The sequence below is a fragment of the Capnocytophaga sp. G1920 genome, assembly GCF_051417515.1.
On the sequence record NZ_JBPRKH010000010.1, the window covers coordinates 39,986 to 64,735 of the forward strand.

A 24,750-nucleotide genomic window follows, 5' to 3' on the forward strand; every position below is an offset into this window, starting at 1 on the left:
AAAAAGTTATTTGTTTTACGCTGCAAAGATACAGCAAAACATCTACTTGGATATTACACAATTTTGTATTTAATTTGTAAGATTTTAAACCTCATCTAAAGACTTACGTTTGTTATCTTTTATCTGCTTGAAAAAGCTAGGGGTGAGTCCTGTAACTTTTTTAAACTGATTGCTTAAGTGTGCTACGCTTGAATAGTTGAGTTGATAAGCTATTTCACTAAGCGTCAGTTCGTCATATACTAAGAGTTCCTTTACTCTCTCAATCTTTTGAGCAATAAAGAATTTTTCAATAGTTCTGCCTTCTACCTCAGAAAACAAACGCGATAAAGCCCCGTAATCTCGACCTAATTCACTGCTGAGTATTTCAGAAAGGTTAAACGATAGTTTGTTGTCTTGGTTATATATCAAATTGATAATGATAGATTTTATTTTTTCAATAACAACGCTTTTCTTATCGTTCATCACCTCAAATCCTAAGGGTAAGAGAGCTTGTTTGATAGCTTGTATCTCATCAGACGAAAGTTCCTGTGTAAAAGTAATTTCACCTAAATTGATGCTTTGTGGTGTTAAGCCTAATGCTTTTAACTGTTCATCGAGTACTATTATACAACGATGGCAGACCATATTTTTTACAAATAACTTTGTCATATATTTCCTTTAAGGATTAAGATATTATAAAGTGCTTAAAAGTGATACCCAAAACCTATATTCATATAGATAGGATACATATCAAAAGTAATTGTCTTAAAGTCCTTTTTAAAGATATCATTTATTCCGTAGGTGAGTTCAGCATTGATATTGAAATGCTTGAACGCTTGCCAAGAGCCTCCTATCAGTGTACCCCAATGCCAATGGCGGAGATGACTGCTAAAATCATAAGAGGCTATCTGTCCGTTAGTAAAACTCACTTTCTCACCGATAGGACTACCTTCTCGTAAATAACCTTCGGTTACATAGCCTGAGAAATTACCGTCCATACGATAAGAAACAAATGTACCTAAGCACAGTTTCCAACGATTAGCAAGGTGATAGTTCAGTGATATGGGCAGGGTAACAAATGAACTTTTGTAAGTAGTATGTACATCACCCGTCCAATAGCCCGCCACGTGGTTACCTTGTTCTATAATCTCCATACCGTAGTTCTTTACATTTGCATCGGTTTCCATACCCTTTTCTTCGAATCGTAAGCTAGCTGAGATACCCCATTTAGGAGTAAGCCATTTGGTTACAGTTCCTTCAAATGAGCCATTAAACTTTGGGCTATATCCCTTTATCTTGCGTATTTCTTTAGGGAGTGGTATTGGGCTTGCTCCTCCTATATTTACGCCAGCTTTTAGTTCGTATTCCCAACCTTTAGCTTCTGATTGTACAAGCGTTTCAGTACGTTCGTTTTGCGCATATGAAAAACAGCTCAATAGCATTAAGCATACAATAACGATATTCTTTTTCATAACTTCATTATTCATAAGACAATTGCATTTCATCTACATAAAGAGTACTACCTACGGCTGCTGTAAAATCAGCACCTTTTTCACTGGAACTAAGTACTATAGCGAGACTATACTTTCCTTCTTTTAGTTTTTTAGTATCGATAGAGCGACCTTTTATTGTTTTAAAAGGAATAGAGAACTGTACCCAATTATCGGTTTCTCTCTTGTCGGTTAGTTGTGCCATTAACACTATATTATTGTGTGTTTTGATGTTAGTACCATCTAAATGAGGTACTTGAGAAGTTACCTCGTAGAGCACTGCATAAATATCACATTTGTCTTTTTGGTTAGGTATTACATTGCCGTTTTTATCGGTAAGTTTTTCACCTGCTTTGTATTTGTAGTAGCCTGAAAGATTAGTAGGTTTTCTTTTGAAAGGAATCCCGAAATGAGTAGATTTTGCAGGGGTGAACAAATCTATTTCAAAACTTCCTGTGAAGAGATTACCAGCTGCGATAGGAGCACCAAAAGTTTTTCCTAAAACCCCTGTGCTTTGCGTTACGAGTTTCACGCATTTCCCTCTGTATCCACTCTCACTCTGACTTGTGGGGAACTCATCGGGTTTAGCATTACTGTTGGTAAATTTAAAACCTGCATTTCCGCTACTCCAAGCGATTTCCTGTCCGCTTACTGAGGTATCGTAAAAAGTGTAGTAACCATCAGTAATACGAGCGTTTTCGAAGTGATAGTGAGCGATAATTTCATTAGTGAGACAACTCACTTTATAAGTTTTCTGCCAATTACCGTCCTCAGAGGTTACCACATAAGTTTGAGGGGTAGAAAAATTGCGTGCTGTACCACTGGTAGGACTGATAGTTGCCCCTTGTGTAAGGGTGAAGCGAGGGGCGAGGTTTTTTACTTTATCTAAATCGGTTACGTAGAGTTTTACCTCAGTGTTCTGGATTATGGGCTCACGAATGAGCAGATTGCCGTCGACCTCACAGGTTAGGATATCAGCTTCGGCATTTGGGGCTTCGCTTTTGATACAGCTTTGCAATGTGAATAGCGAGGCTATGGTAATGATGATGTTTTGAAGTTTCATATATGCTGTTCAATGAATTTAGACTGCAAAGGTAGGAAATATTTTTTTAATATCAATAATGCCAATAATACCAGAAATTAGAAAATGAGAAAATGAGAGAATTAGAAAATTAGAAAATTAGCAAATGAGTAGTGATAAAAATTGTTTTTTGACAGGTAAGACTTGTCGGGCAAAAATCGGATAGGTTAGAGAGAACGAAAGGAAACGGAGGAGTTCGGAAGAGGATTGGGAGAGATTTTGGTGAAAAAAGGGTTTAAGGAGGGTGGGGTTAGCTTATAGAGAGCTTATAGGAAGCTTATACGAATCTTGGACGATTGGTATAGAAAGAGTATGTAAAAAGTTGATTAATAATATAATACAACGGTGATAAAAATGTTAAAATAAGGGTTTCGAGGCGAAAGAAAAGGAATAGGCACTAGGCCTTAGGCCACAGGTAATAGGAGGGAGTATGATGGAAAAGAGCGAATGTAGCGAGGCACTTATTCGGTAAGCCCCCGAACCCCCGAAGGGGGACAAGCTGGAAAAGGTGACAAACCTCTCTCTTTACACATACCCAGCTATTGCTGGCTACCTTCAAAGGAGGAGTTGATGCAATGCTAAAAGGGAGAATGTAGCGAGGCTCTTATTCGGTAAACCCCCGAACCCCCGAAGGGGGACAAGCTGGAAAAGGTGACAAACCTCTCGCGGTGCACATTCCCAGTTATTGCTGGCTACCTTCAAAGGAGGAGTTAACGCAATGCTAAGAGGGTGAATGTAGCGAGACTGAGGTGTGTTTGCTTTGAAAAATAATAGTAGTGTTTTGTTTTCTGAAAAATAAATAGTACTTTTGCCCTTTATTGAAAAACATATTTAATATATGAAAAATATAGCTGAGAAAGATAAAAAAAACACCTCCGAAGAGAACTTGGAGATTGTAAAAAAGGTACTTACCAAATATTTGGAAGACAACGGACACCGTAAGACCCCTGAACGCTATGCGATTGTGAAGGAGATTTACGAATACAACGACCATTTTGACATAGAGACGCTCTATGAAAATATGAAAAAGAAAAAATATCGGGTGAGTAGAGCGACCCTCTACAACACGATTGAGCTCTTGCTGGAATGTGGTTTGGTGCGCAAACATCAGTTTGGACAAAACCAAGCGTATTACGAGAAATCGTATTTTGACCGTCAGCACGACCACGTAATCCTTACCGATACGGGTGAGATTGTGGAGTTTTGTGACCCTCGTATTCAAGCAATACAGAAAACCATAGAAGAGGTTTTTAACATTAATATTAGCAATCACTCTCTTTATTTTTACGGTACACGCAAAGCAGATGCCCCAGAAGAAGAGAGAGCAACTAAATAAAAGAAACAAAAATGGCAGTAGATTTATTATTAGGTCTTCAGTGGGGAGACGAAGGAAAAGGGAAAATAGTAGATGTCCTTACGCAGAACTACGACATTATCGCACGCTTTCAAGGAGGCCCTAACGCAGGACATACTCTTGAATTTAAAGGTATTAAACACGTGTTACACACTATTCCGTCGGGAATCTTCCACAAAGGTGCTGTAAATATTATAGGCAATGGGGTGGTGATAGACCCTATCATTTTCAAAAAAGAAATAGAGGCGCTCGCTCCTTACGAGGTAAATTTAAAACAGAATTTGCTTATCTCGCGCAAAGCACACCTTATCTTGCCTACCCACCGCCTCTTAGATGCTGCTTCGGAAGCTTCCAAAGGTAAAGCTAAAATAGGTTCTACTCTTAAAGGTATAGGTCCTACTTATATGGATAAGACAGGTCGTAACGGCTTGCGCGTGGGCGATATAGAGCTCAGTGACTTTAACGAGCGTTACCGTAACCTCACCGATAAACACGAAGAAATGCTCGCTAACTACAAGGTGGATATTCAGTATAACCTACAAGAGTTGGAAGCCGAGTTTTTTGAAGCGATAAAAGTGCTGAAAGAGTTTCAGCTTATCGACAGTGAAGAATACCTATACCAAGCCCTCAAAAAGGGTAAAAAAATACTTGCCGAAGGAGCACAAGGTTCTATGTTGGATATTGATTTTGGTACCTATCCGTTTGTAACCTCGTCGAACACAACGGCTGCCGGAGCTTGTACAGGCTTAGGTGTAGCCCCTCGCAGTATTGGTGAGGTAATAGGTATCTTTAAGGCTTATACTACCCGTGTGGGCAGTGGACCTTTCCCTACCGAACTATTCGACGAAGTGGGCGAAACAATGACCCAAGTAGGTCGCGAATTTGGAGCCACTACCGGTAGGCGTCGCCGTTGTGGTTGGCTTGATTTGGTAGCCCTTAAATACGCTGTACAGGTAAACGGAGTTACCGAACTTACAATGATGAAAGCCGATGTGCTCAGCGGTTTTGAGACTTTAAAAGTATGTACGTCATATCTTTATAAAGGAAAAGAAATCAAGCACTTACCTTACAATATAGAAGAACAGAACGTAACGCCCATATATACAGAACTCAAAGGCTGGCAACAAGACCTTACCAAACTCACCAATTACCAGCAACTTCCCAAGGAACTTTTGGATTATATCAGTTTCTTAGAGAAAGAACTCGAAGTGCCCATCAAAGTAGTATCGGTGGGGCCTGATAGAACTCAAACGATTATTCGGTAGAACATTAGATGATTTAGGAAGTTATAAAATGAATGAACTATGAACATCATAGTACACAACCTTTACATACCGAAGAGCAATTATTAGTAGAAGAATGGCTCAAGGAAAAACAGATTTCTTTTAACAGAAGAAAAACTTATTTCACAAAAGGGCAATTAGCTTCCACAGAAAGAGGTATTGAGCAAGCTAATAACGGATTGTTGAGACCTTATACTGAAGTTAAGAAAAGAGCACGTGAAATATCCCTAAAAAATTAAAAATACTTAATATAATGAATTATCAGAATGTAACAGACTTGCCTAATAACAATACCATATTTTTGGTATGGGCATTTAAAAAAGATATAGACAAGACATTGCTTAATAATACTTTTGCAAAAGTATGTGGTTTGGTAGGAAACCTCAACAACTCGGTAGCCGACCGCTTTCCTGAAGGTCGTGCCAGTGTAACGATAGGCATTAGCCATAGGGCGTGGCTTACTTTAGGGTTACCCAAACCGCTCCCCAAAGAACTCAAAGATTTTGAGCCCATCAGAGGTAGTAAACACACTGCTGTAGCCACCGAAGGCGACTTACACTTTCATATCCGCGCGCACAACCCCAGCTTGGCTTACGATATGGCAACTACCATTAGTGAGGTAATGCAACCCATCGCCAATGGTATTGTAAACGTACAAGGTTTTAGATATTGGGACGGACGCGCTATCATCGGTTTTGTAGACGGTACCGAAAACCCGCGTGGCGCAGAACGCGAACAGTTTGCCGTAGTGGGTGATGAAGACCCCGATTACCAAGGAGGAAGCTACCTATTCGTACAAAAATACGTACACGATATGAACGCTTGGCGTGCGCTCCCCGTTAGCGAACAAGAAAAAGTAATAGGGCGTAGCAAAGAAATGGACATAGAAATGGACGAGGATACCAAGCCTACCAATGCGCACTCGGCACTTGCCAATGTAGGTGATGATTTGAAAGTAGTGAGAGACAATATGCCTTTCCACGACCCCGTAAGTCACCAAATGGGCACTTACTTCATCTGCTATGCCAATACGTTTAGCACGGTAGAAAAGATGCTTACCAATATGTTTATAGGCAATCCCGCTGGCAATTACGACCGCCTATTAGATTTCAGCACTGCCGAAACAGGAACACTTTTCTTTGTACCATCTTTGGATATGTTAGACGAGTTTGCAGGATAAAAGGAACTATACAACTAATTATCCTTAACAATATACCTAAAAAACTATGAATATATTAGTACAACCTTTAAACACAGAAGAGCAACTTTTAGTGGAAGAATGGCTCAAGGAACAACAAATCTCTTTTGAAAGGAGTGAAACACATTTCACTGAAGCACAATTAACTTCCATAGAAAGAGGTATTGAACAAGCTAATAATGGATTGTTAAAACCTTATACTGAAGTTAGAAAAAAAGCACGTGAAATAGTATGTGGAAATTAGAATGGACACTAGAAGCAGAAATGCAGTATTATGATATTTTGTCTTATTGGACAAACCATAATAAATCAAACTCTTATTCTATAAAAATTATGAATGAAGTGGAGAAAAGTGAGGATTTGCTTATATATAATCCCTTTATTGGACAAGAGCATTATTTGAGCACTCCATATTTCAAGATAAGGAGTCTATTAGTTCTTAAAAACTTCTCTATTATTTACCGCATAACCGACAGAATTGAAATACTTTCTTTTTGGGATAATAGAAATGACCCTACAAAATTAGAAAGATTAACACTATGAAACTCCTTTTAACCAGCTTACTATTAGTTTATTTTATGACCACTACAGCGCAAGAAGTAGTGCCTGAAACACCTTTGGATACGATTGTGCTCAATGAGATAATTGTAAAAGCACAGCGCAAAACACAGTATACCGATAAGGCGAGTTTTACCTTTGAAAAGAAAGCTGTGGCACAAGCACGCTATGCCAAAGACCTCTTGCGCAGTTTGCCTAACCTGCACCTGAATCCTGTAACCAACCAGATTGCCACTCTTAAAAGGGGTACGCTCTTGGTATTGGTAAACGGTGTAGAGGCAACCGACCTACAAATACGCGGTATCGCTCCTCAAAACGTAGCACGCATAGACTATTACGATATTCCGCCTGCGCGTTGGAGCAATAGGGCTGATACAGTGGTGGATATCATCACACGTTCGGCTGAAGAGGGGTATTCGGTAGGGGTGGATGCGCTTTCGGCACTTACTACGGGTTTTGTAGATGCTTCGGCTTATGGTAACTACACCAAAGGCAAACATACGTTGGGAGTGGAATACAAATTGGAGTTTCGCAATTACAATGACAGACATTATGAAAAACATTCCGATTATGAACTATCGGGTGTGCGTTATGCAAACGACCAACAGTCAAAATCAGGGTTTAGCTATAATGCGCACAACGCTTCGGTGCGTTATAGCGCAGTAGTACCACAAAACTATAGTTTCCAAGCTAAAGCCGAAATGGAACTTTTGAATCGCTCTGCACATAGCAATGGCATAAATCTATTTACACAAGGTACAACGGTTATCCATCACACATTATCAGGTAAAAGTCACGACCACTGGTTGCGCCCCAAAGTAGACCTATACTTCTCTAAAAAATTAGGCAAACGTGATGAATTGAGCGTGAACGTCGTGGGGAGTTATTACAACACTACCAAAGAGAACCTCTCAAAAGAATGGGAGACCGCAACCCAGCAGAATGTGTACGACGATGATATGGATTTGAAAGTAAAACAACGCGGTTGGGTAGGTGAAGTAGCACATACTCATCAGTTTACTATAGGCAAACTCAATTCGGGCTACCGCATTAGCAGTACTTTTATCGACAACGATTTACGTAACTTGGCAGGTACTTCGGCTTACGATGTTACCTATACCAATCAGTATTTGTACACCGAGTTTGTAGGTAAAAAGGCTAATTTTATGTACAGAGCCAGTGCTGGGCTCACCCACACCCACAACCGTAGTGCCGAAAATACTTTTACCGAATGGGTGTTTACGCCAAAAGTAGTGTTGGGTTATGAATTAGCTAATAACCAGAGTTTGCGCCTCACAAGTTACTATGTACCCCGCAGTCCGCGTAGTGCAGAACTCAGTAGCAATATAGCACAACAAGCGCCGAACATCTTGGAGACAGGAAATCCTTACCTAAAATCACAACATATATTTTGGGCTGGACTCTCTTATACTTTCAACAATGAGTACACCGATTTTAACCTTCAACCCTTCTACAAAAACACCCAACGAGTAATTACTGATATTTATATCAAAGACCCTGTACGCAATGGAATACTCAGCACTTATGAAAACAGTAAATATCACGAGGAGTTTGGTTTTTCATTAGATGGTACTTTTAAACCATTAAGGAATGATTTATTTGTATTTTCAGCTAATATAGCCCCTACACGTGAGACTTTGGTTACTGATGCTGGACTACGCGCTCGCAATGATTATATTGACAACAACCTATCACTTACTTTTACCTATAAAGATTTGAGGGTAGATTACAGTTTCAACTTTCCTATTTATTACATAGACGGCAACACTATGAGCACTTATGAAAATAACAATGATATTTTTATAGAATACCAGTTAGGTAGTTGGACACTTAAAGGTGGTGTGTTTTGGTTAGGAATGCCTTCGGAATACAAGATGAAGAGCAGTTACGAAGGTTTGGTAAACCAGCATAGTTATACCTACATAGAGAACAACCGCAATATGTTTGTATTAGGGGTTAGCTACGATTTCTCCAAAGGAAAGAACAATTCGGTAGACAAGAAGCTCAACAACGATACCGCTCCTGCAGCACAATTTTAACAATTAACAAATGTCTGAACCAGCAAATTATACTATATACAACGCCTCGGCAGGCTCTGGAAAAACCTACAGTCTGGTGAAAGCCTATCTGAGAATTATTCTCGGCAGTAAGCAACCCGATTTGTTTAGGCAGTTACTCGCTATTACCTTTACCAATAAGGCGGTTTTTGAAATGAAGAACCGCATCATAGAGTTATTGGGGGTATTCAGTGAGGACAAAATGCTCACTAAACCTCACACTATGTTTACTGAATTAGCAAAGGAATTGAATCTCCCCGACGAAGAACTGAGAACGCGTTCGGCTAAGGCTTTGGAGCATATACTGCACAACTACGCAGCTTTTAATATCAGTACTATCGATGGGTTCAATCACCAACTGATACGCCACTTTTCACAGGATTTGCATCTCAATCCTTTCTTTGAAGTACAGTTGGACAGCAAGGCTTTACTAGAGCGAGCGGTTGATAATTTGATGAATCAGGCAGGAAACGACCCTGAGCTTACCCAATTGCTCATTGATTTTGCCAATGAAAAGATAGACGACGACAAGAGTTGGGATACTACTAAAGAATTATTAGGCGTAGCCGAAATGCTCACCAATGAGAACCATTACGAGCAATTACAATCGCTGAAAGACAAGGAAATACCCGATTTTCTAACTCTTAAAAGCACCTTACTCAACCAACGCAGAAATGCCTTGAAGAGCATTAAAACTTCTGCCCAAGACTTTATGCAACTGATGTGTGAACACGGTTTAGATAAAGGCGCTTTTAATGGAGGACATTTATACAAATTCTTCGATAACCTCACTGCCGACAACTCTAAGGAGCCTTCGTGGGGCAGTGGTTGGCAAAACAATCTATTAGAAGGCGAACCTCTTTATTCTGGTTCAGCGGCTAAGAAGTATGACACTGCCCTGATAGACAGTTTGCAAGAGATGATTGCCAACTTGTTTTTGGCAATCAAAAAGGCTTTTGGTGCCCTTGCCTTTGCGAACAACGCGCTGAGATATGTTGTGCCTTTGGCTTTGCTCAACCGCATACAAAAAGAAATAGAGACCATTAAAGAAGAAGAAAACATCTTGCCTATATGGGAGTTCAACGGAGTGATTTCCTCAGAGCTCAGCAACCAGCCTGCACCTTTTATCTACGAGCGTATAGGTGAGAAATTCCGCCACTATTTTATCGATGAGTTTCAAGACACCTCAGTACTGCAATGGCAAAACTTTATACCGCTTATCCTCAATGCAGTGCAAAGTGAGGTGAACAATAAGTGCGGGTCGGTATTACTTGTAGGCGATGCCAAACAATCGATTTACCGTTGGCGAGGAGGAAAAGCGGAACAGTTTATGAGTTTGTATAACAATGAAGTAAACCCTTTTCTCATCAAAGGAGAAGTGAAAGACCTCAATGAAAACTTCCGCAGTTTAGAAGCCATTATCGATTTTAACAACCATTTTTTTAAGTTTGCTGCAGACCTTTTCCAAAGTGAGACCTACAAAGAACTTTACAAAAACTCTACACAGGAATATCCCAAAAACAAAAAAGACCAATCCCTACCTGAAGGCTATTTCAATCTTTCGTTTATAGCAGTGGGAGAAGAAGAAATGCCTACAGAAGAAGACAACAGCAATGTTGTAGCACTTTCACCACGCGAACGGAGTTATTGTGAAGCGATTTTAGAAAAAATAGAGCACGCTAACCGAGCAGGGGCTGCCGATAAGGATATTACTATATTGGTGCGCACTAACCGCGAAGGGGCTGCTGTAGCCTCTTTCCTTTCAGAACAGCAAAGAAATGTGATTTCTCCCGATTCGCTATTGCTGAAAAACGTTGCTTCGGTACAGTTTCTCGTCACCTTGTTGCGTTTGCTCTACCACCCTGATAGTAAGGAAATCAAACTGCAATTACTCTTTGATTATTTGCGTTTTAAAGAAATTAAAGACCCTCACCTATTCCTCAGCAAATATGTAGAAGAACCCATAAATACTTTCCTTGCCGATTTTCAGTTCTCTATAGAGCTGTTCAACCAATATTCTCTATACGAAGGGGTAGCCTTAGCGGTAAATTGTTTTGGACTTGCCCGTTCTTCCGATGCTTATCTCACACACTTTATGGATATTGTATTCGATTTTAAGAATGCGCGCAAAGGAGGCTTGTCCGATTTTTTAGAGTTCTGGGACGACCAGCAAGAAAAACTCAGCATCAGTTCACCCGAAGGTTTGAATGCCATTACTGTAATGACGGTACACAAGAGCAAAGGGCTTTCTGCTCCCGTGATTATCTACGCCTTTGCCGATAGCAAACTCATCGACACTCACACCGAGAAGTTTTGGTTTCCCGTGGATGCCAAGCAGTTTAACAGCTTTGACTATCTGCTGGTGAACAGCAATAAAAGTTTAGTGAACTACGACCCCAAAGCTGAGCAACTGATGACACAATTGCACGAACAAAACCTCCTCGACCAGCTAAATGTGCTATACGTAGCGATGACGCGCCCTGAATCATTTCTCTATGTAATCACCTCACTATCGAAAGGCAGTACCGAGACCTATGGTACGCTCTTTAAAAAGTTTTTAGTAGAAAACGGGCAGTGGAATGACGATGTAGTTGAATATACCTTTGGAAGTGCTGTATTTCCTAAGAAGAAAGAGAAAGAAGCTACAGAAGAAGCAACTATTCCTTTTCAAAAAGGTTGGCAACAACCGAACTACAAGATTGCGATGAGGGCTTCCCTGCTATGGGACACTCACCAACAAGAAGCCTTGGAGCGCGGTAACCTCATTCACGAGTTATTCTCGAAAATCACTTACGCTACCGACCTCGACTCTGTGCTCAACGATGCCCTACAAGAAGGTACACTCACTACCGAACAATACGAGCTATTGCACCCCCAAATGGCGCGATTGCTTAGCGACAGCATTTTAGCCCCCTTCTTTAGCAAAGACTACGAATACTTTATGGAACGTGAATTTATAGACACTAACGGCAACTATTTTCGCCCCGATAGACTCGCCTACAACCCAAGTACTTGCAAAGTCTATATCATAGATTACAAAACCGGACAACCCAACGACCAATACCGTACCCAACTACAGCATTACCAACAAAACCTAACAGCCATAGGCTGGCAAGTAAAAGGGAAATATTTAGTGTATTTAGATTTAGGAAAAGTGATAAAGATTCTCTAATCTTCTCTAAAATACGCCTTAGGATTGTTCAAAAAGGTTTTAGTAATGATTATTTGTTTTTTAGTTTACGGTGCAAAGATAAGGCATTACTCTGACAAATCGTGTCAGTGATAGAAAAAACACATCCTTTCTTTGTTATTCCAACCAAAAACATTATCTTTGCCTTTGTTTATCACTGATGTATGAAACATATTGCTATTATTTTTATATTGCTTTGTCTTGGGGCGTGTAAGCACTCTAATCCTTATAGAGACACTACTATCGAATTGGTAGAGGTAAAGTCTTTTGCGTTGGAGAAAATAAGCGTGCGTGCAATGGTGCTCTTAGAGAAAAACGTAGCTTTTGCAGGCTCCGATGCTACTTTTGGTTTTATCAATACGCAAAACCAAACTATTGCGACTTCTAACCTAAAAAACCGCGGAGTGATTTCGGATTTCTGCGCAGTGGCAGCAACGACTCAGAACTTTTTTATGCTCTCTATCGGCAACCCTGCATTGCTTTACAAAGCAGAACAAAGTGGTATGGAGGAAGTGTATCGCGAGGAACACCCCGATGTATTCTACGATGTATTGCGCTTTACGGACGACCAATTTGGCATCGCTATTGGCGACCCTATCGACCATCGTCTATCGGTAGTAACAACTCTCAACGGCGGACAACAATGGACGAAACTCACGTGGTCACAATCGCCCAAACTCGAAGAGGGTGAAAGTGTATTCGCCGCTAGCAACTCGGCTTTGGCGCACTATGACAACAAACTATGGGTAGTAACAGGCGGCAGTAAGAGCAGGGTGTTGTTCTCGGACAACAAGGGCTATAAATGGCAAGACCTCGCTACCCTACCTCTTGCCCAAGGTTCAGCTACTCAAGGAGCTTTCACCATAGCTTTCTACAACGACCAGCAGGGCATCGTTCTCGGCGGTGATTATGAACAACCTACAGAGCGCAAAGGCTCTGGCGCACTAACTTTCGATGGGGGTAAAACTTGGCAGCCTATCGTGACCGACAAGGCTATTGGCTATGCAAGTTGTGTGCAATACATTCCTAATAGTGAAGGAAATGCTTTGGTGGCAACTTCGCCTAATGGTCTTTTCTTCTCTAACGACCAAGGTAGAAGTTGGCAACAACTTTCAGATAAAGTCTATCACGCGCTACTCTTTGTAGATGAGCAAACTATGGTTGCTTCGGGCAATGAGAAAATCACCCTTTTTAGAGTTGTAAAGAAATGATGATAAGTGAGGTAACGGCTTTGCGCAAAGCAGGTGACTTGGACGAGGCTTTGCGCATCGCTCTTGAGGAATTTAAGGAAAACGATAGCAGTATCAACAAATATTCGTTGGGCTGGGTGTATTACGATTTTTGCAAGAGGGCAGTAGTCGAAAACGACTTAGACACTTTTCTGCAATATGTGCAAGCACTCAAAGACCTGCGTTTTAGCATTGAAGAAGTGCTCATCACCGACCAACTGCTTTGGCAATACGTGAAGTTCTTCGCACAGTTGCGCAAAACAGGAAAAATGGAACTTATTGATGTGCTGTACGAGAATTTGAAAGGTATGTATTTCACGATGCCTTCAAAAGCGTTTTCTGCCCTAGCTGAGCAGTTGCACAAAGCTTATAAAGAGCGTGAGGAATATTTGGAAGTAATTACTGACGTGATGCCGTTTCTGCGCGCTGAGGATTTCGCACCTAAGTCATATCAAGGTATACTTATTATGCCTTTGGCAGAGCAAATCTATATCGCTTATAGCAAACATATATTAGAAAGTGGCGATAAAGAGATTATCGCCACCTTTATACCTATCTTGCATCAGTGGATTCAAGCGCATCCTGAATACAATTCGCTTATTTATTACTATGTGGAAATGTGCAATTTTGCCAATTTGCCAATGTAATAATTGTCAATTATCAATTGTTCATTGCTGAACATTGATTATAGAGTTCACGCCACGATGCTCCGCGTTTCTTCATTACATTTTCGAGGTATTCCTTCCATACCATTTTATCTTTATCTTCATCTTTTACTACAGCTCCTTGCAATCCCGATGCTAAATCTTCATCGGTAACAGTACCGTTGCCAAAACTGCCTGCTAATGCCATACTATTGGTGATAAGCGAAATAGCTTCGGCGGTAGAAATAACTCCGCTAGGCGATTTGAGTTTCTGTTTTTCGTCTAAAGTAGCTCCTTTGCGCAATTCGCGGAAAATAGTTACAATCTTCTCTATAGCTTCATTGCTTGGCAAGGCAGCTTTCAGTTTGTAGTTGTTAGAAATCTCGGCTACGCGCTTGGTTACGATAGACACTTCAGTTTCTAAAGTAGCAGGAGCAGGTAGCACGATGATGTTGAAACGTCTTTTAAGTGCTGAGGACATCTCGTTTACACCACGATCGCGAGTATTAGCTGTGGCAATAATAGAGAAACCACGCTGAGCAGGTAATTCTTCACTGAGTTCTGGAATGGCAATATTCTTCTCCGATAGAATAGAAATCAATGCGTCTTGCACTTCAGAAGCACAACGTGAAATCTCCTCAAAACGAGCGACAGTTCCTGTTTCCATCGCGCGATAAATAGGTGATTTAAGTAAGGCTTCGTGCGATGGACCGTTAGCCAAGAGCATTGCGTAGTTCCACGAATAGCGAATGTGTTCTTCGCTGGTGCCCGCAGTACCTTGAATCACTTTGCCCGAATCGCCACAAATGGCTGCTGTAAGGTTTTCGGAAAGCCACGATTTGGCGGTTCCTGGCTCACCTATAAGCAATAGTGAGCGGTCGGTAAGGAGTGTAGCTATAGCGATTTCCACCAAACGATTATGACCGATGTACTTAGGAGTAATTTCCACCCCACAGGCAGTACCTCCAGTTACAAATTTCAACACAGCTTTAGGCGACAATTGCCAGCCTATGGGCTTTTCTTGTTTTTTATCCTCTTCTTTTAAAGCCTCTAATTCTTTTGCATATAGTTGTTCCGCAGGAAGACGTAATACGTTTGACATAAGTTATATAATCCTCCCTCACCCCCTCCCAAGGAAGAGAGAATGCAATATAAATAGTTAGAAAAATATATTATCCTACCCCCTCCCCTTGGGGGAGGGAAAGGGGTGGGGATTCTAATTAGCAAACGCGTGTTTGTAACCTTTTTGTTTATTCCAAGCTCCGCGAGTAAAATCGGGTATTTCTACAGGAGCACTACCGTTTTCTAATGATAGTTTAGAAAGAGGTGCTAAGCAACACCATTCAGCAAGGTCATACACGTCCATATCCAAAGGCAAACCATTGCGCAAACAGTAGATGAGGCGATAGTCCATAATGAAATCCATACCTCCGTGACCACCCACTTCTTTTGCTTTAGTTTCCAATTCTCTAAGAATACGTGGTTTGTATTTTTCCATCATTGCTTTTTTAGCCTCTTCGGGCATAAAGCTGTGTGCCGAAAGATTTTCGTGATTAGGCACTTCATCTTTTGCTATACTTTCTGGCTGAATAAGATAACCTTCAATCGGATATTTATTCGCAAATCCATTCGTTCCAGTAAGTTGATACATACGTGAATATGGGCGTGGTGTTACCACATCGTGTTGTATTTGTATGGTTTTCCCTTTTTCAGTTTTAATCATTGTAACAGTAAGGTCACCGTTTTGGAAGTTAGGTTCTTCTTTGCCCATTACGCGTTTGTACACTTCTTTACCTCTAAAAGCGTGCGTATCAAATGAAACCAAATAGTTCATCTTGTCTCCTCGGTGAATATTAAGTGCTTGGCATACAGGACCTATACCGTGCGTAGGGTATATATCTCCACGATTTTTAGCATTGTAGTCTAAACGCCAGTTGTTCCAATACTCAGTCCAAAAGTCGTCTAAGTTATGAATATAAGAACCTTCGCCGTGAATCACTTCACCCAAGAGCCCTTGTTGTGCCATATTAAGAGTAGTAATTTCAAAATAGTCATACACGCAGTTCTCAAGCATCATACAGTGTAAACGTTTCTTTTCACTCATATTAATCAATGCCCAAATCTGTTCCATATCAAGAGCTGCGGGCACTTCTATCGCCACGTGTTTACCGTGTTCCATAGCATAAAGCGCCATTGGTACGTGGTGTTTCCAGTCAGTTACAATGTACACGAGGTCTACATCTTTGCGCTCACATAGCGCTTTCCAAGCATTTTCATCACCTGTGTACTGGGCTACACGCTTATGCCCTGCTTTTTCAATTACTTGTTGCGCTTTTTCTACCATTTCAGGACGTATATCGCAGATAGCTGTAACTTTCGCTCCGGGCACGTGCATATAACGTTCTACCGCACTATGTCCGCGCATTCCAAGGCCGATGATTCCTATACGCACCGTATCCATTTTAGGTGTAGTAAGGTTTAGTACATCTGTTTGCCCAGCTGGACGAGGGGGGGTAGTTACTTTAATTTGATAAGAACTTCTACTCTTATTCTCATTAGAAGTAGCTTGATTGCAGTTACAAGCCACAAAGCCAAGACATACAGCAATGCCTATGGCTACTTGATAGATTTTTTTAATCATAGCTGTGAATATTTTTAAAGGTTGATTATTAATGTGACAAAAGTAGCAAAAAAAATTAATAGTAACAAAAGAAAAGTAAAAAAGATTTATTTATCCACTCCTGTACAATTACTTTTTAGCACTTTTTTACAAAAAAACGTTCACTCTTAACCATTCACCTTCAACTATTTATATACCCTTTCTATACCAATCGTCCAAGATTCGTATAAGCTTCCTATAAGCTTTCTATAAGCTAAACCTACCCTCCTTCCTACCAAAATTTAGCTGTGTAGTTCACATCTAATTTGTTAATTTGCTAATTAAAATAAGTTTCGTATCTTTGCGTTTTAAATGATAACAACCAAACAAATGGTATGGAAGAGTACATACTTACACTTGTAAATCAAACAAATAGAAATATTTTTCTCACAGGGAAAGCAGGAACAGGTAAAACTACTCTGCTACACAAAATCATCAATACTTGTTATAAAAATACGGTGGTAGTTGCCCCTACGGGTATTGCTGCTCTCAATGCTGGCGGGGTAACTATTCATTCGATGTTCCAACTCCCTTTTGCTTCTTTCTTACCAACACTCAGCAATCCCCCTATTGTGAATGAATTCTTGCGCTTCGAAAACCGATTTTCTTTGCGCAAACACTTCCAAATGCACAAAAATAAACAGCAGGTTATCCGCAATATGGAATTGTTAATTGTAGATGAAGTGAGTATGCTCCGTGCTGATGTGCTCGATGCTATGGACTATATGTTGCAGTTTATCCGAAAAGACAAACGACCCTTCGGAGGCGTACAAGTGCTCTTCATCGGCGATTTGTTACAGTTGCCCCCCGTAGTAAAACAAGAGGAATGGGAAGTGCTCAAACATTATTATAAAGGAATGTTTTTCTTTCAGTCCGAAGTCATAACTCAAAATCCTTTGCTATATGTAGAACTCGAAACCATTTACCGACAAACCGATAAGCTGTTTATCTCCATTTTAAATCACTTGCGTGAAAACCAACTTACCTCTGAGGATATCAAACAGTTAGAAAACTATGTACAGCCAGATTTCCCTAAAAAACACCTGAAAGATTATATCACCCTCACCACTCACAACGCCAAAGCCGATGCAATGAACCAACGCGAAATGAGTAAGCTCACCTCTCCCCTATTCTCTTACGAGGCTGATATTGTTGATGATTTTCCTGAATACCTCTACCCTATCGAAAAAGTCATTCAGCTAAAAGAAGGCGCAAGAGTAATGTTCATCAAAAATGACATTTCAGGAGAACATCTGTTTTTCAACGGAAAGATGGGTACAGTAGTCTCTCTTTCCGAAGGTGAAATTACCGTGAAATTAGACGGTGGAAGGGTCATAAACGTCGAACGCTACGAATGGGAAAACGTGCGATATAAACTGAATGAAACAACCAAAGATATAGAAGAAGAGCGCCTGGGCTCGTTTACCCAATACCCATTGCGCTTGGCGTGGGCAATTACCATACACAAAAGTCAAGGGCTCACTTTCGAGAAAGCCATCTTAGATTTGGCAAGCGTATTTGCCTCAGGTCAAGCCTATGTAGCATTTTCGCGCCTGCGTTCGTTAGAAGGCTTGATTTTGCTTTCCTCAGTAAGTACTAATGGTATCAACAACAATGGTGAAGTGATAGGTTATGCCGAGAACAAAGCCTCCGAAAAAGAAGTACAAACCGCTTGTTATACAGGAAAAACCGAATTTTTACAGGAGAATATTCTAAACACTTTCCAATGGAATACTCTTTTAGAAGAATGGGTGTTACACCGCAATAGTTATTCAGGTGAAATTGGCAATAAGAACCTATATAAAGATTGGGCATCACAGCAGTTAGTAAGAGTGCAAGAACTCGTTACCGTCTCCGAGAAATTCATCAAGCAACTCAAAACACTTTTCAATAATGCAACCGATGTTCAGCATATTTTCGAACGCGTAGCCAAAGGTATCACTTATTTTACACCACTCTTAGAACAATTGTGGTATGAAGTGCTATTAGTTGAAGGCAAAATAGCTAATCAGAAAAAAGTTAAACAATTTTTCACCGAACTAAAAGAGTTAGACAATAGCCTTTCCGAAACGCTAAAGAAGCTCTTCCGCTTAGAACAAATGATACAATTAGCACAATCCGACCAACCTTTTGATAAAGAAAAGATACATTCAGCCAAATTAGAAACTTTGTATACTGAACTCACCGGAAAAATTAATAATATTTTAAAGAACGAAAAACTCTTTATAGGCGAATATACTCTCTCCAAAGACGATAAGCCCAAGAAGGAAAAACACTCTACTTATGATATTACACTTCAGCTTTGGAAAGAAGGTAAAACAGTAGCCGAAATAGCTAAAGAGCGTACGCTATCACAGGCTACTATCTATTCTCACATAACCAAATGCATAGAGCAAGATAAAATTGCTATTACTGAGGTACTTCCTGAGGAAACCATCAATGAACTGAATACAATTTTCAAAGAAAACGAAGAACTTACTACCCTGAAAAGTCTTTATGAAAAGACAGAAGAAAGATACAGTTGGGACGAACTGCGTTTATTCAGAGCCTACTTACTAAAAGAAGCTAAAAAAGCATAATAAAAAAGGGACTTCTGAGGAAGTCCCTTTTTTCATTTTTTAAGTTATTAAAATCTATAAGTAACACCTGCTTTAAAACCTCCTGTTGCAAAAGAGTTGTGTTCTACAAACAACTCAGCATTCACACCGAAGTTTTCTGTAAAGAAGTAACGCCCCCCTGTTTGAAGACGCACTGCAAATCCTGAGTCATAATAAGGATCCCAATTGTCATATTTATAATCATTATTCCAATTGTAATATCCCAAACTTAAACCACCGTACAAATCTACGTTTGAAGGAAGTCTTCTTATAAGTTTATTGAAGTGGTAATTACTCGTAGCTAAAACACCTATATTATTGTATTTTACGCTATTGTAGTTTCTACCACGGTAAAATAACTCACCTCCTACAGTTATTTGGTCGTTAATCCCAACGTCCACTGAACCATATATCATAGCTCCTGGACCTGAAACACCAAGACCTCCATTAATTTGTACATCACCAGCTCCAAACGACTGTGCTGAAGCTACTCCTGCACTGAGGAGTAATCCAAAAAGTAAAACGATTTTTCTCATAAATAATTACTATTAACTTGTTTTAATAATGCAAAGGTAATATTTTTATTGATAATAACAAAAAAAGACTACCCTAATTTTTAAGGTAGTCTTTTTAACACAGAAATATGTTTCTTATTTATTTTTGATTCAAAGGAGAACCTTCACGAGCGATATAAGTCAATTTCAAGGCATTAACATCTTGTAATTTCTCACGAATATCACTCACTAATCCCATATTGGTATCAGCATCTACTTTCAAAGCGGTCATAAATACATCTTTTAGTGCATCGCGTAAACCTTCTCTATAATTCAATATATAGTGGCTTACCTCTGAAACATCAATGAATTTATCGTTCACTTGGATTTTAGCGTTTACACCAAACTTAGCCTGATACTTAGGAAGTGGTTTCCCTGCATAAATGTACACAACTGGGTCTTTCTTGTCCAATTTTTGTACCTGGTCTGCCACTGGCAACTTATTTTGTACCATCAAATCACTATCTTTAGATTCTGTTACTGTCATAAAGAAGAACAAAAGCATAAAGATGATATCTGGCAAAGAAGCCGTAGAAACAGCGGGCGTTTCGCCACTTTTCTTTTTTGTAAATTTTGACATATCCTTCTAATTTTAGTGTTTCTTAGGTGCTGTTTCAAGCAATTTTCTTGGGAATAGCTCCTGTAATTTCACGATTTTAGGTTCTAACGCATCTTTCCTATCTTTAGGAGTTCGAGCTGCGTTAAATTCTTCCTCTATCTGAACGTAAGGTACTTCGTTAGGGAACAAACGTCTGCGTTCACGCTCACGTAACTCATTATATGCCTTAATCAATTCATTTTGTACAGCTATATAAGTGTGATATGAAGTTTCACGGTCGTTGCGCAAAGAAATAACTGCTTTATCTGGGTTGTCTGATGATAGAGGGTCTCTTTTACCTTTACAGTAAGTACAAGAACCATCTCCATTGTTATCCAAGAAATTAAGCGCTGTTTCTTTTACGTCTTTAAGTTCCTTAACTTCGTTGTTTATTAACAACTGGTTGTACTTGTTCACTACCACTACCAATACGTTTTTCTCTTTTACTGGTGGAGGTGGTGGCGTATTTTCTTGTGGTTTAGGAGGTAACTTTACAGTAATCCCTGAGTTGCTCTCAATAGTTGTTGTTACCAAAAAGAATATCAACAACAAGAAAGCAATATCAGCCATTGAACCTGCATTTACCTCGGGTGCGGAACGTTTTGCCATAATTTCTTATTTCATTAGTGCTTTTTTCACATTGGAAGCTATAAGAGCTACTACGGCTACCGCTACCAATATGTACAAAGCGATTAAACCTGTGCTTACCCATCTTCTTACAGATTCGCTGGCTTTCTTCACTTCGTCACTGGCATTAGCTTCTACAGCTCCTGATGAGAAGATATAAGCTAAAAGAAGAACTACCACAAATCCTCCTGTATAGATAAGCGTTTTCTTAAGTGCTTTTGGTGAAGCTAAAATGTTTTGTGCCGCTGATATGATTACTGCTAACAAAGCTATTCCTAAAAGAACATATGTGAGCACAAACAAAGCTTGCATAGTACCGTTATTGGGATCCTCTGCGTTTGTAAAGAAAGACAAAACAATCCATAGAATTACCCCAATTACGCCCAAAGCAAGAGCTCCATATTTTGCTATTTTATACATACTTAAAGTTGTTTAATGGGTGAATAAATTATTTCATTTTTCTTGCTACTAAAAGGTCTATCAATGAGATAGAAGCATCTTCCATATCATTTACGATAGCGTCGATTTTAGCAATGATGTAGTTGTAGAATACTTGTAGTATCATCGCTACAATCAAACCAAACACTGTAGTAAGCAAGGCAACCTTGATATCACCAGCAATCAATGATGCGTCCAAACCACCAGCTGAACTAATCTTATCGAACGCTTCAATCATACCAATTACCGTACCCATAAACCCTAACATCGGTGCAATAGCAATAAAGAGCGAAATCCAAGATACGTTCTTTTCTAATTGTCCCATCTGTACACCTCCGTAAGATACTACTGATTTTTCAACCATATCAATACCTTCTGATGAACGGTCAAGACCTTGATAGAAAATAGAGGCAACAGGACCTTTTGTATTACGGCACACTTCTTTAGCTGCCTCAATACCTTTGCTATCCAATGCCTCTTCAATATCGGCAATTAGCTTTTTAGAATTGGTAGTCGCCATATTGAGGTAAATAATTCTCTCAATAGCTACTGCCAAACCAATAATCAAGCAGAGCAAGATAGGAGCCATATACATAGGACCCCCTTCAATAAAACGCTCTTTAAATACTTGGTGGAAGCCTTTGCTTTGTTGCATCGTTTCAGTTGCTTCCTGAGCGCTAACCATAGCCACGTTTAAAATTAACATTGCTACTAGAAGTAGCTTAGATGACATTTTTTTCATTTGTTTAATCTTTTTAAATTGTTAGTTGATAATTTAATGTTTAATAATTATTCTGTTTTTTTTTAGAAAGAAGCAGAGAGGAAGGGATTCGAACCCTCGATACGCTTGTGGCGTATATACACTTTCCAGGCGTACTCCTTCGACCACTCGGACACCTCTCTCTATGCTGTTTCTGAATGCCAAAGTAACAAATTATTTTTCTATCCCACAAGTTTTTTCTTAATTTTTTGCTAAATTTCTCCAGCTATATTTTCTTCAAACTTGATTTTGAATAGTTTATGAGAAATATTTTTTTTAAGCAAAAGCATCAATTTTGTGATTGCCGACTCGGTTGTGAGGTCTTTTCCGTCTATCACTCCCATCTTTTTGAGGGCTTCACTCGCTTCATATTTGCCCATCATCACACTACCTCCAGAACACTGGGTAACATTCACTATATGTATTCCTTTATGAATAGCACTCTGCAAACTCTCTACAAACCACGCATCGGTGGGGGCATTACCTGAACCGTAGGTTTCTAACACTACCCCTTTCAGATTTGGGATATTGAAAATACCATTCAGTATAGGTGCAGTAATGCCTGGGAACATCTTGATAATCGCTACATTAGTTTCAAAATCTTTCCACACTTCTAAGTGTTGCTTTTGCTTGCGGGGTAAAAGGTTCTCTTTCATTACCTTTAAATGTACACCACTTTCTACTAACAGAGGGTAGTTCAGCGAGGCAAAAGCTTGAAAGTGCTCGGCGTTTATTTTGGTAGTACGGTTGCCTCGGTAGAGTTTGTACTCGAAATAGAGTCCTACTTCTTGTATCACTGGCTCACCATTTTCTTTTAGGGCTGCCAGCTGTATAGAGGTAATGAGGTTCTCTTTGGCATCGGTACGCAAATCGCCTATCGGCAGTTGTGAACCGGTAAATATTACAGGTTTAGTAAGCCCTTGTAGCATAAAGCTTAAAGCAGAAGCAGAGTAGCTCATCGTATCACTGCCGTGGAGCACTACAAAACCATCGTAGTGATTATACTCTCTTTCAATCACCTCAGCAATTTCAATCCAATGCTGAGGGTTCATATCCGAGGAGTCTATCACTTTCTCAAACGAGTGCACCGAGATTTCACAATCTAAGTGCGAGAGCTCAGGAATACGCTTGTAAAGATTATCAAACTCGAAAGCTCGCAAGGCTCCTGTTTGGTAGTCCTTTATCATCCCGATAGTCCCCCCCGTATAGATGAGGAACACTTTTGAATTATTGGTTTCCATCGAATTTGTTCTTTACAGGATTGGCGTACATCTCTAAGAACTTCTTTTGTGAAAGGTCTTCAGAATTGCTTCGGTTGTTCATTCGGCGTTCAAAACGTCGAAAATCTTTTTCGTTGTAGTATTCCTTATATATAGAGGTGTCGTTCAGCAAATCATAAGCAATATAATTCGCAGGAAACAACTTGTACTGTTGATGAATAGCTCTGTCCAAACATTCAGCTAAGGCTTGCAATTGCTTATTAAGATGCTGATGTGTGGCTTCTATAGTGTCTATCTGGTCGTACAACGGTTGTCCTACTGAAATATGCACACGTCCTTTTTGTCCCAACAAGCCTTGAATGATGTTCTCAAAATCCTCTTTTTTAGATTTCACGTATTCTACCCCGTTATGTTGGGCAATAAGTGCGGGCAACTTCAACACATCAGTGGGGTCAAACTCATAGGAAATCGACATCGGTACTAAATTAAGTGTCTTCAGGTACTGCAAAGGTGATATATCTTCGGGAGCATTAAGGGTGAGCATCTTCAAAACCCCTTGCTGGGTACGGTCGTCGCCGTTCTTAGTGCGCCCTTCTCGTTGCGCAATCCACACATTGCGATGCTCTTCTGTAATGCAGTGGTAAATATATTCCGATACCAATTTAGAATGCTCCAAAGCCTCTCGTGGGGGCAAACTCCTATATATAATGATATTTCTGTTGAGCATCGCCAATATCTTCAAATACTTTTTCCTGAGCAAATTGTCACCCATAGCCGAAGCCGTCATCGAAAGGTGATTATCGTATAGGGCAACGTTTAATAAGGAAGTATCTAAAACAATATCGCGGTGATTGGAAACAAATACATAAGCTTTGCGCGGGTCTAAACCGTCAAACCCATCACAGGTAAATTCCGAAATACTTTTCTCAATCGCCTTAGTAACCACTTGATACATTATATCCTCCTGAAAATCTGACACCTTTTGGCAAGCAAGCAGTCGTCGCTCTCGCTCCTCGGGAGTTTCATCAGGAAATGCATAAGCCATCATCGCTCGAATCAAAGGATTATCTTTAATTTGCGACAAGGCACGTGCTACTTCGTTGTCGTTAAACGGACGTATGGACTTGAAATAATCGGTCATTTCAGATACTCTATATTCTCTTGTTTTGGATAACGAAAGGCAAAGTAACGAAATATATTTGATAATACCTAA

Annotated in this window: 22 protein-coding genes, 1 tRNA gene and 1 pseudogene; 11 read left to right on the forward strand and 13 right to left on the reverse strand. The window is 39.9% G+C overall.

Annotated features, from left to right (window positions below; genetic code table 11):
- Nucleotides 1-84: 84 nt before the first annotated feature.
- From ACSQ7D_RS07195 to ACSQ7D_RS07205, 3 genes are read right to left on the reverse strand one after another with little or no spacing between them, the layout of a single operon-like run.
- On the reverse strand, nt 85-648 hold the full coding sequence (locus ACSQ7D_RS07195; protein ID WP_437135768.1) for a helix-turn-helix domain-containing protein: 564 nt from the start codon (nt 646-648) through the stop codon (nt 85-87).
- Nucleotides 649-683: 35 nt separating this feature from the next.
- Entirely contained in the window at nt 684-1,466 is a 783-nt protein-coding gene (locus tag ACSQ7D_RS07200; protein ID WP_437135769.1) for a porin family protein, read from the reverse strand.
- Nucleotides 1,459-2,532, reverse strand: coding sequence for a PCMD domain-containing protein (locus ACSQ7D_RS07205; RefSeq protein WP_437135770.1), 1,074 nt, complete (start codon nt 2,530-2,532; stop codon nt 1,459-1,461). Before ACSQ7D_RS07205 ends, ACSQ7D_RS07200 begins: the two co-directional genes overlap by 8 nt.
- A gap of 856 nt (nt 2,533-3,388) precedes the next feature.
- Here ACSQ7D_RS07205 and ACSQ7D_RS07210 point away from each other — a divergent pair.
- The 10 genes from ACSQ7D_RS07210 to ACSQ7D_RS07255 all read left to right on the forward strand — a co-directional run bounded on the left by ACSQ7D_RS07210 (nt 3,389) and on the right by ACSQ7D_RS07255 (nt 14,087).
- Nucleotides 3,389-3,886 (forward strand): Fur family transcriptional regulator, encoded by a 498-nt coding sequence (locus tag ACSQ7D_RS07210; RefSeq protein WP_437135771.1) that lies wholly within the window; start codon nt 3,389-3,391, stop codon nt 3,884-3,886.
- 11 nt (nt 3,887-3,897) lie between these two features.
- Nucleotides 3,898-5,169, forward strand: a complete 1,272-nt coding sequence (locus ACSQ7D_RS07215) for an adenylosuccinate synthase (RefSeq protein WP_437135772.1) — start codon at nt 3,898-3,900, stop codon at nt 5,167-5,169.
- Between the two features lie 32 nt (nt 5,170-5,201).
- On the forward strand, nt 5,202-5,426 hold the full coding sequence (locus tag ACSQ7D_RS07220) for a hypothetical protein (RefSeq protein ID WP_437135773.1): 225 nt from the start codon (nt 5,202-5,204) through the stop codon (nt 5,424-5,426).
- A 14-nt stretch (nt 5,427-5,440) separates the two neighbouring features.
- On the forward strand, nt 5,441-6,367 hold the full coding sequence (locus tag ACSQ7D_RS07225) for a Dyp-type peroxidase (protein ID WP_437135774.1): 927 nt from the start codon (nt 5,441-5,443) through the stop codon (nt 6,365-6,367).
- A gap of 46 nt (nt 6,368-6,413) precedes the next feature.
- A complete protein-coding gene (locus tag ACSQ7D_RS07230) occupies nt 6,414-6,629 on the forward strand; it encodes a hypothetical protein (RefSeq protein WP_016479107.1) in 216 nt (71 codons plus the stop codon).
- Nucleotides 6,617-6,928, forward strand: a complete 312-nt coding sequence (locus ACSQ7D_RS07235; RefSeq protein ID WP_437135775.1) for a type II toxin-antitoxin system RelE/ParE family toxin — start codon at nt 6,617-6,619, stop codon at nt 6,926-6,928. Before ACSQ7D_RS07230 ends, ACSQ7D_RS07235 begins: the two co-directional genes overlap by 13 nt.
- Nucleotides 6,925-9,003 carry a TonB-dependent receptor plug domain-containing protein gene (locus ACSQ7D_RS07240; protein WP_437135776.1) on the forward strand — a complete coding sequence of 693 codons (2,079 nt, stop codon included), beginning with the start codon at nt 6,925-6,927 and terminating at the stop codon, nt 9,001-9,003. The genes ACSQ7D_RS07235 and ACSQ7D_RS07240 overlap by 4 nt, the downstream gene beginning before the upstream one ends.
- A 10-nt stretch (nt 9,004-9,013) precedes the next feature.
- Nucleotides 9,014-12,193, forward strand: a complete 3,180-nt coding sequence (locus ACSQ7D_RS07245) for a UvrD-helicase domain-containing protein (protein ID WP_437135777.1) — start codon at nt 9,014-9,016, stop codon at nt 12,191-12,193.
- 182 nt (nt 12,194-12,375) lie between these two features.
- Nucleotides 12,376-13,422, forward strand: a complete 1,047-nt coding sequence (locus ACSQ7D_RS07250; protein WP_437135778.1) for a WD40/YVTN/BNR-like repeat-containing protein — start codon at nt 12,376-12,378, stop codon at nt 13,420-13,422.
- Nucleotides 13,419-14,087: a hypothetical protein gene (locus ACSQ7D_RS07255; RefSeq protein WP_437135779.1), complete on the forward strand. Its 669-nt coding sequence runs from the start codon at nt 13,419-13,421 to the stop codon at nt 14,085-14,087. The genes ACSQ7D_RS07250 and ACSQ7D_RS07255 overlap by 4 nt, the downstream gene beginning before the upstream one ends.
- A 13-nt stretch (nt 14,088-14,100) precedes the next feature.
- Here ACSQ7D_RS07255 and ACSQ7D_RS07260 read toward each other — a convergent pair whose 3' ends face one another.
- Both ACSQ7D_RS07260 and ACSQ7D_RS07265 read right to left on the reverse strand, forming a co-directional pair.
- A complete protein-coding gene (locus ACSQ7D_RS07260; RefSeq protein WP_002677472.1) occupies nt 14,101-15,186 on the reverse strand; it encodes an ATP-binding protein in 1,086 nt (361 codons plus the stop codon).
- 114 nt (nt 15,187-15,300) lie between these two features.
- Nucleotides 15,301-16,725 carry a Gfo/Idh/MocA family protein gene (locus ACSQ7D_RS07265; RefSeq protein WP_437135780.1) on the reverse strand — a complete coding sequence of 475 codons (1,425 nt, stop codon included), beginning with the start codon at nt 16,723-16,725 and terminating at the stop codon, nt 15,301-15,303.
- A gap of 350 nt (nt 16,726-17,075) precedes the next feature.
- On the opposite strand from ACSQ7D_RS07265, the pseudogene ACSQ7D_RS07270 reads away from it, so the two are divergent.
- Nucleotides 17,076-19,322: pseudogene (locus ACSQ7D_RS07270) on the forward strand (helix-turn-helix domain-containing protein); the annotation flags it as partial.
- Between the two features lie 47 nt (nt 19,323-19,369).
- Here ACSQ7D_RS07270 and ACSQ7D_RS07275 read toward each other — a convergent pair.
- The 8 genes from ACSQ7D_RS07275 to ACSQ7D_RS07310 all read right to left on the reverse strand — a co-directional run bounded on the left by ACSQ7D_RS07275 (nt 19,370) and on the right by ACSQ7D_RS07310 (nt 24,678).
- Nucleotides 19,370-19,876 (reverse strand): outer membrane beta-barrel protein, encoded by a 507-nt coding sequence (locus ACSQ7D_RS07275; RefSeq protein WP_009410900.1) that lies wholly within the window; start codon nt 19,874-19,876, stop codon nt 19,370-19,372.
- A gap of 118 nt (nt 19,877-19,994) precedes the next feature.
- Nucleotides 19,995-20,474 (reverse strand): ExbD/TolR family protein, encoded by a 480-nt coding sequence (locus ACSQ7D_RS07280; protein WP_002673265.1) that lies wholly within the window; start codon nt 20,472-20,474, stop codon nt 19,995-19,997.
- A gap of 12 nt (nt 20,475-20,486) precedes the next feature.
- The gene (locus ACSQ7D_RS07285; protein WP_002673266.1) at nt 20,487-21,101 is read right to left on the reverse strand and encodes an ExbD/TolR family protein; all 615 of its coding nucleotides are present in this window, start codon (nt 21,099-21,101) and stop codon (nt 20,487-20,489) included.
- Between the two features lie 6 nt (nt 21,102-21,107).
- Nucleotides 21,108-21,539, reverse strand: coding sequence for a hypothetical protein (locus tag ACSQ7D_RS07290; protein WP_111972718.1), 432 nt, complete (start codon nt 21,537-21,539; stop codon nt 21,108-21,110).
- 28 nt (nt 21,540-21,567) lie between these two features.
- Nucleotides 21,568-22,299: a MotA/TolQ/ExbB proton channel family protein gene (locus ACSQ7D_RS07295; protein ID WP_009418843.1), complete on the reverse strand. Its 732-nt coding sequence runs from the start codon at nt 22,297-22,299 to the stop codon at nt 21,568-21,570.
- Nucleotides 22,300-22,372: 73 nt separating this feature from the next.
- A tRNA-Ser gene (locus tag ACSQ7D_RS07300) sits at nt 22,373-22,460 on the reverse strand.
- A gap of 69 nt (nt 22,461-22,529) precedes the next feature.
- Entirely contained in the window at nt 22,530-23,558 is a 1,029-nt protein-coding gene (locus ACSQ7D_RS07305) for an asparaginase (protein ID WP_437135781.1), read from the reverse strand.
- Nucleotides 23,545-24,678, reverse strand: coding sequence for a 1-acyl-sn-glycerol-3-phosphate acyltransferase (locus tag ACSQ7D_RS07310; RefSeq protein ID WP_002673277.1), 1,134 nt, complete (start codon nt 24,676-24,678; stop codon nt 23,545-23,547). Before ACSQ7D_RS07310 ends, ACSQ7D_RS07305 begins: the two co-directional genes overlap by 14 nt.
- Nucleotides 24,679-24,750: the final 72 nt, after the last annotated feature.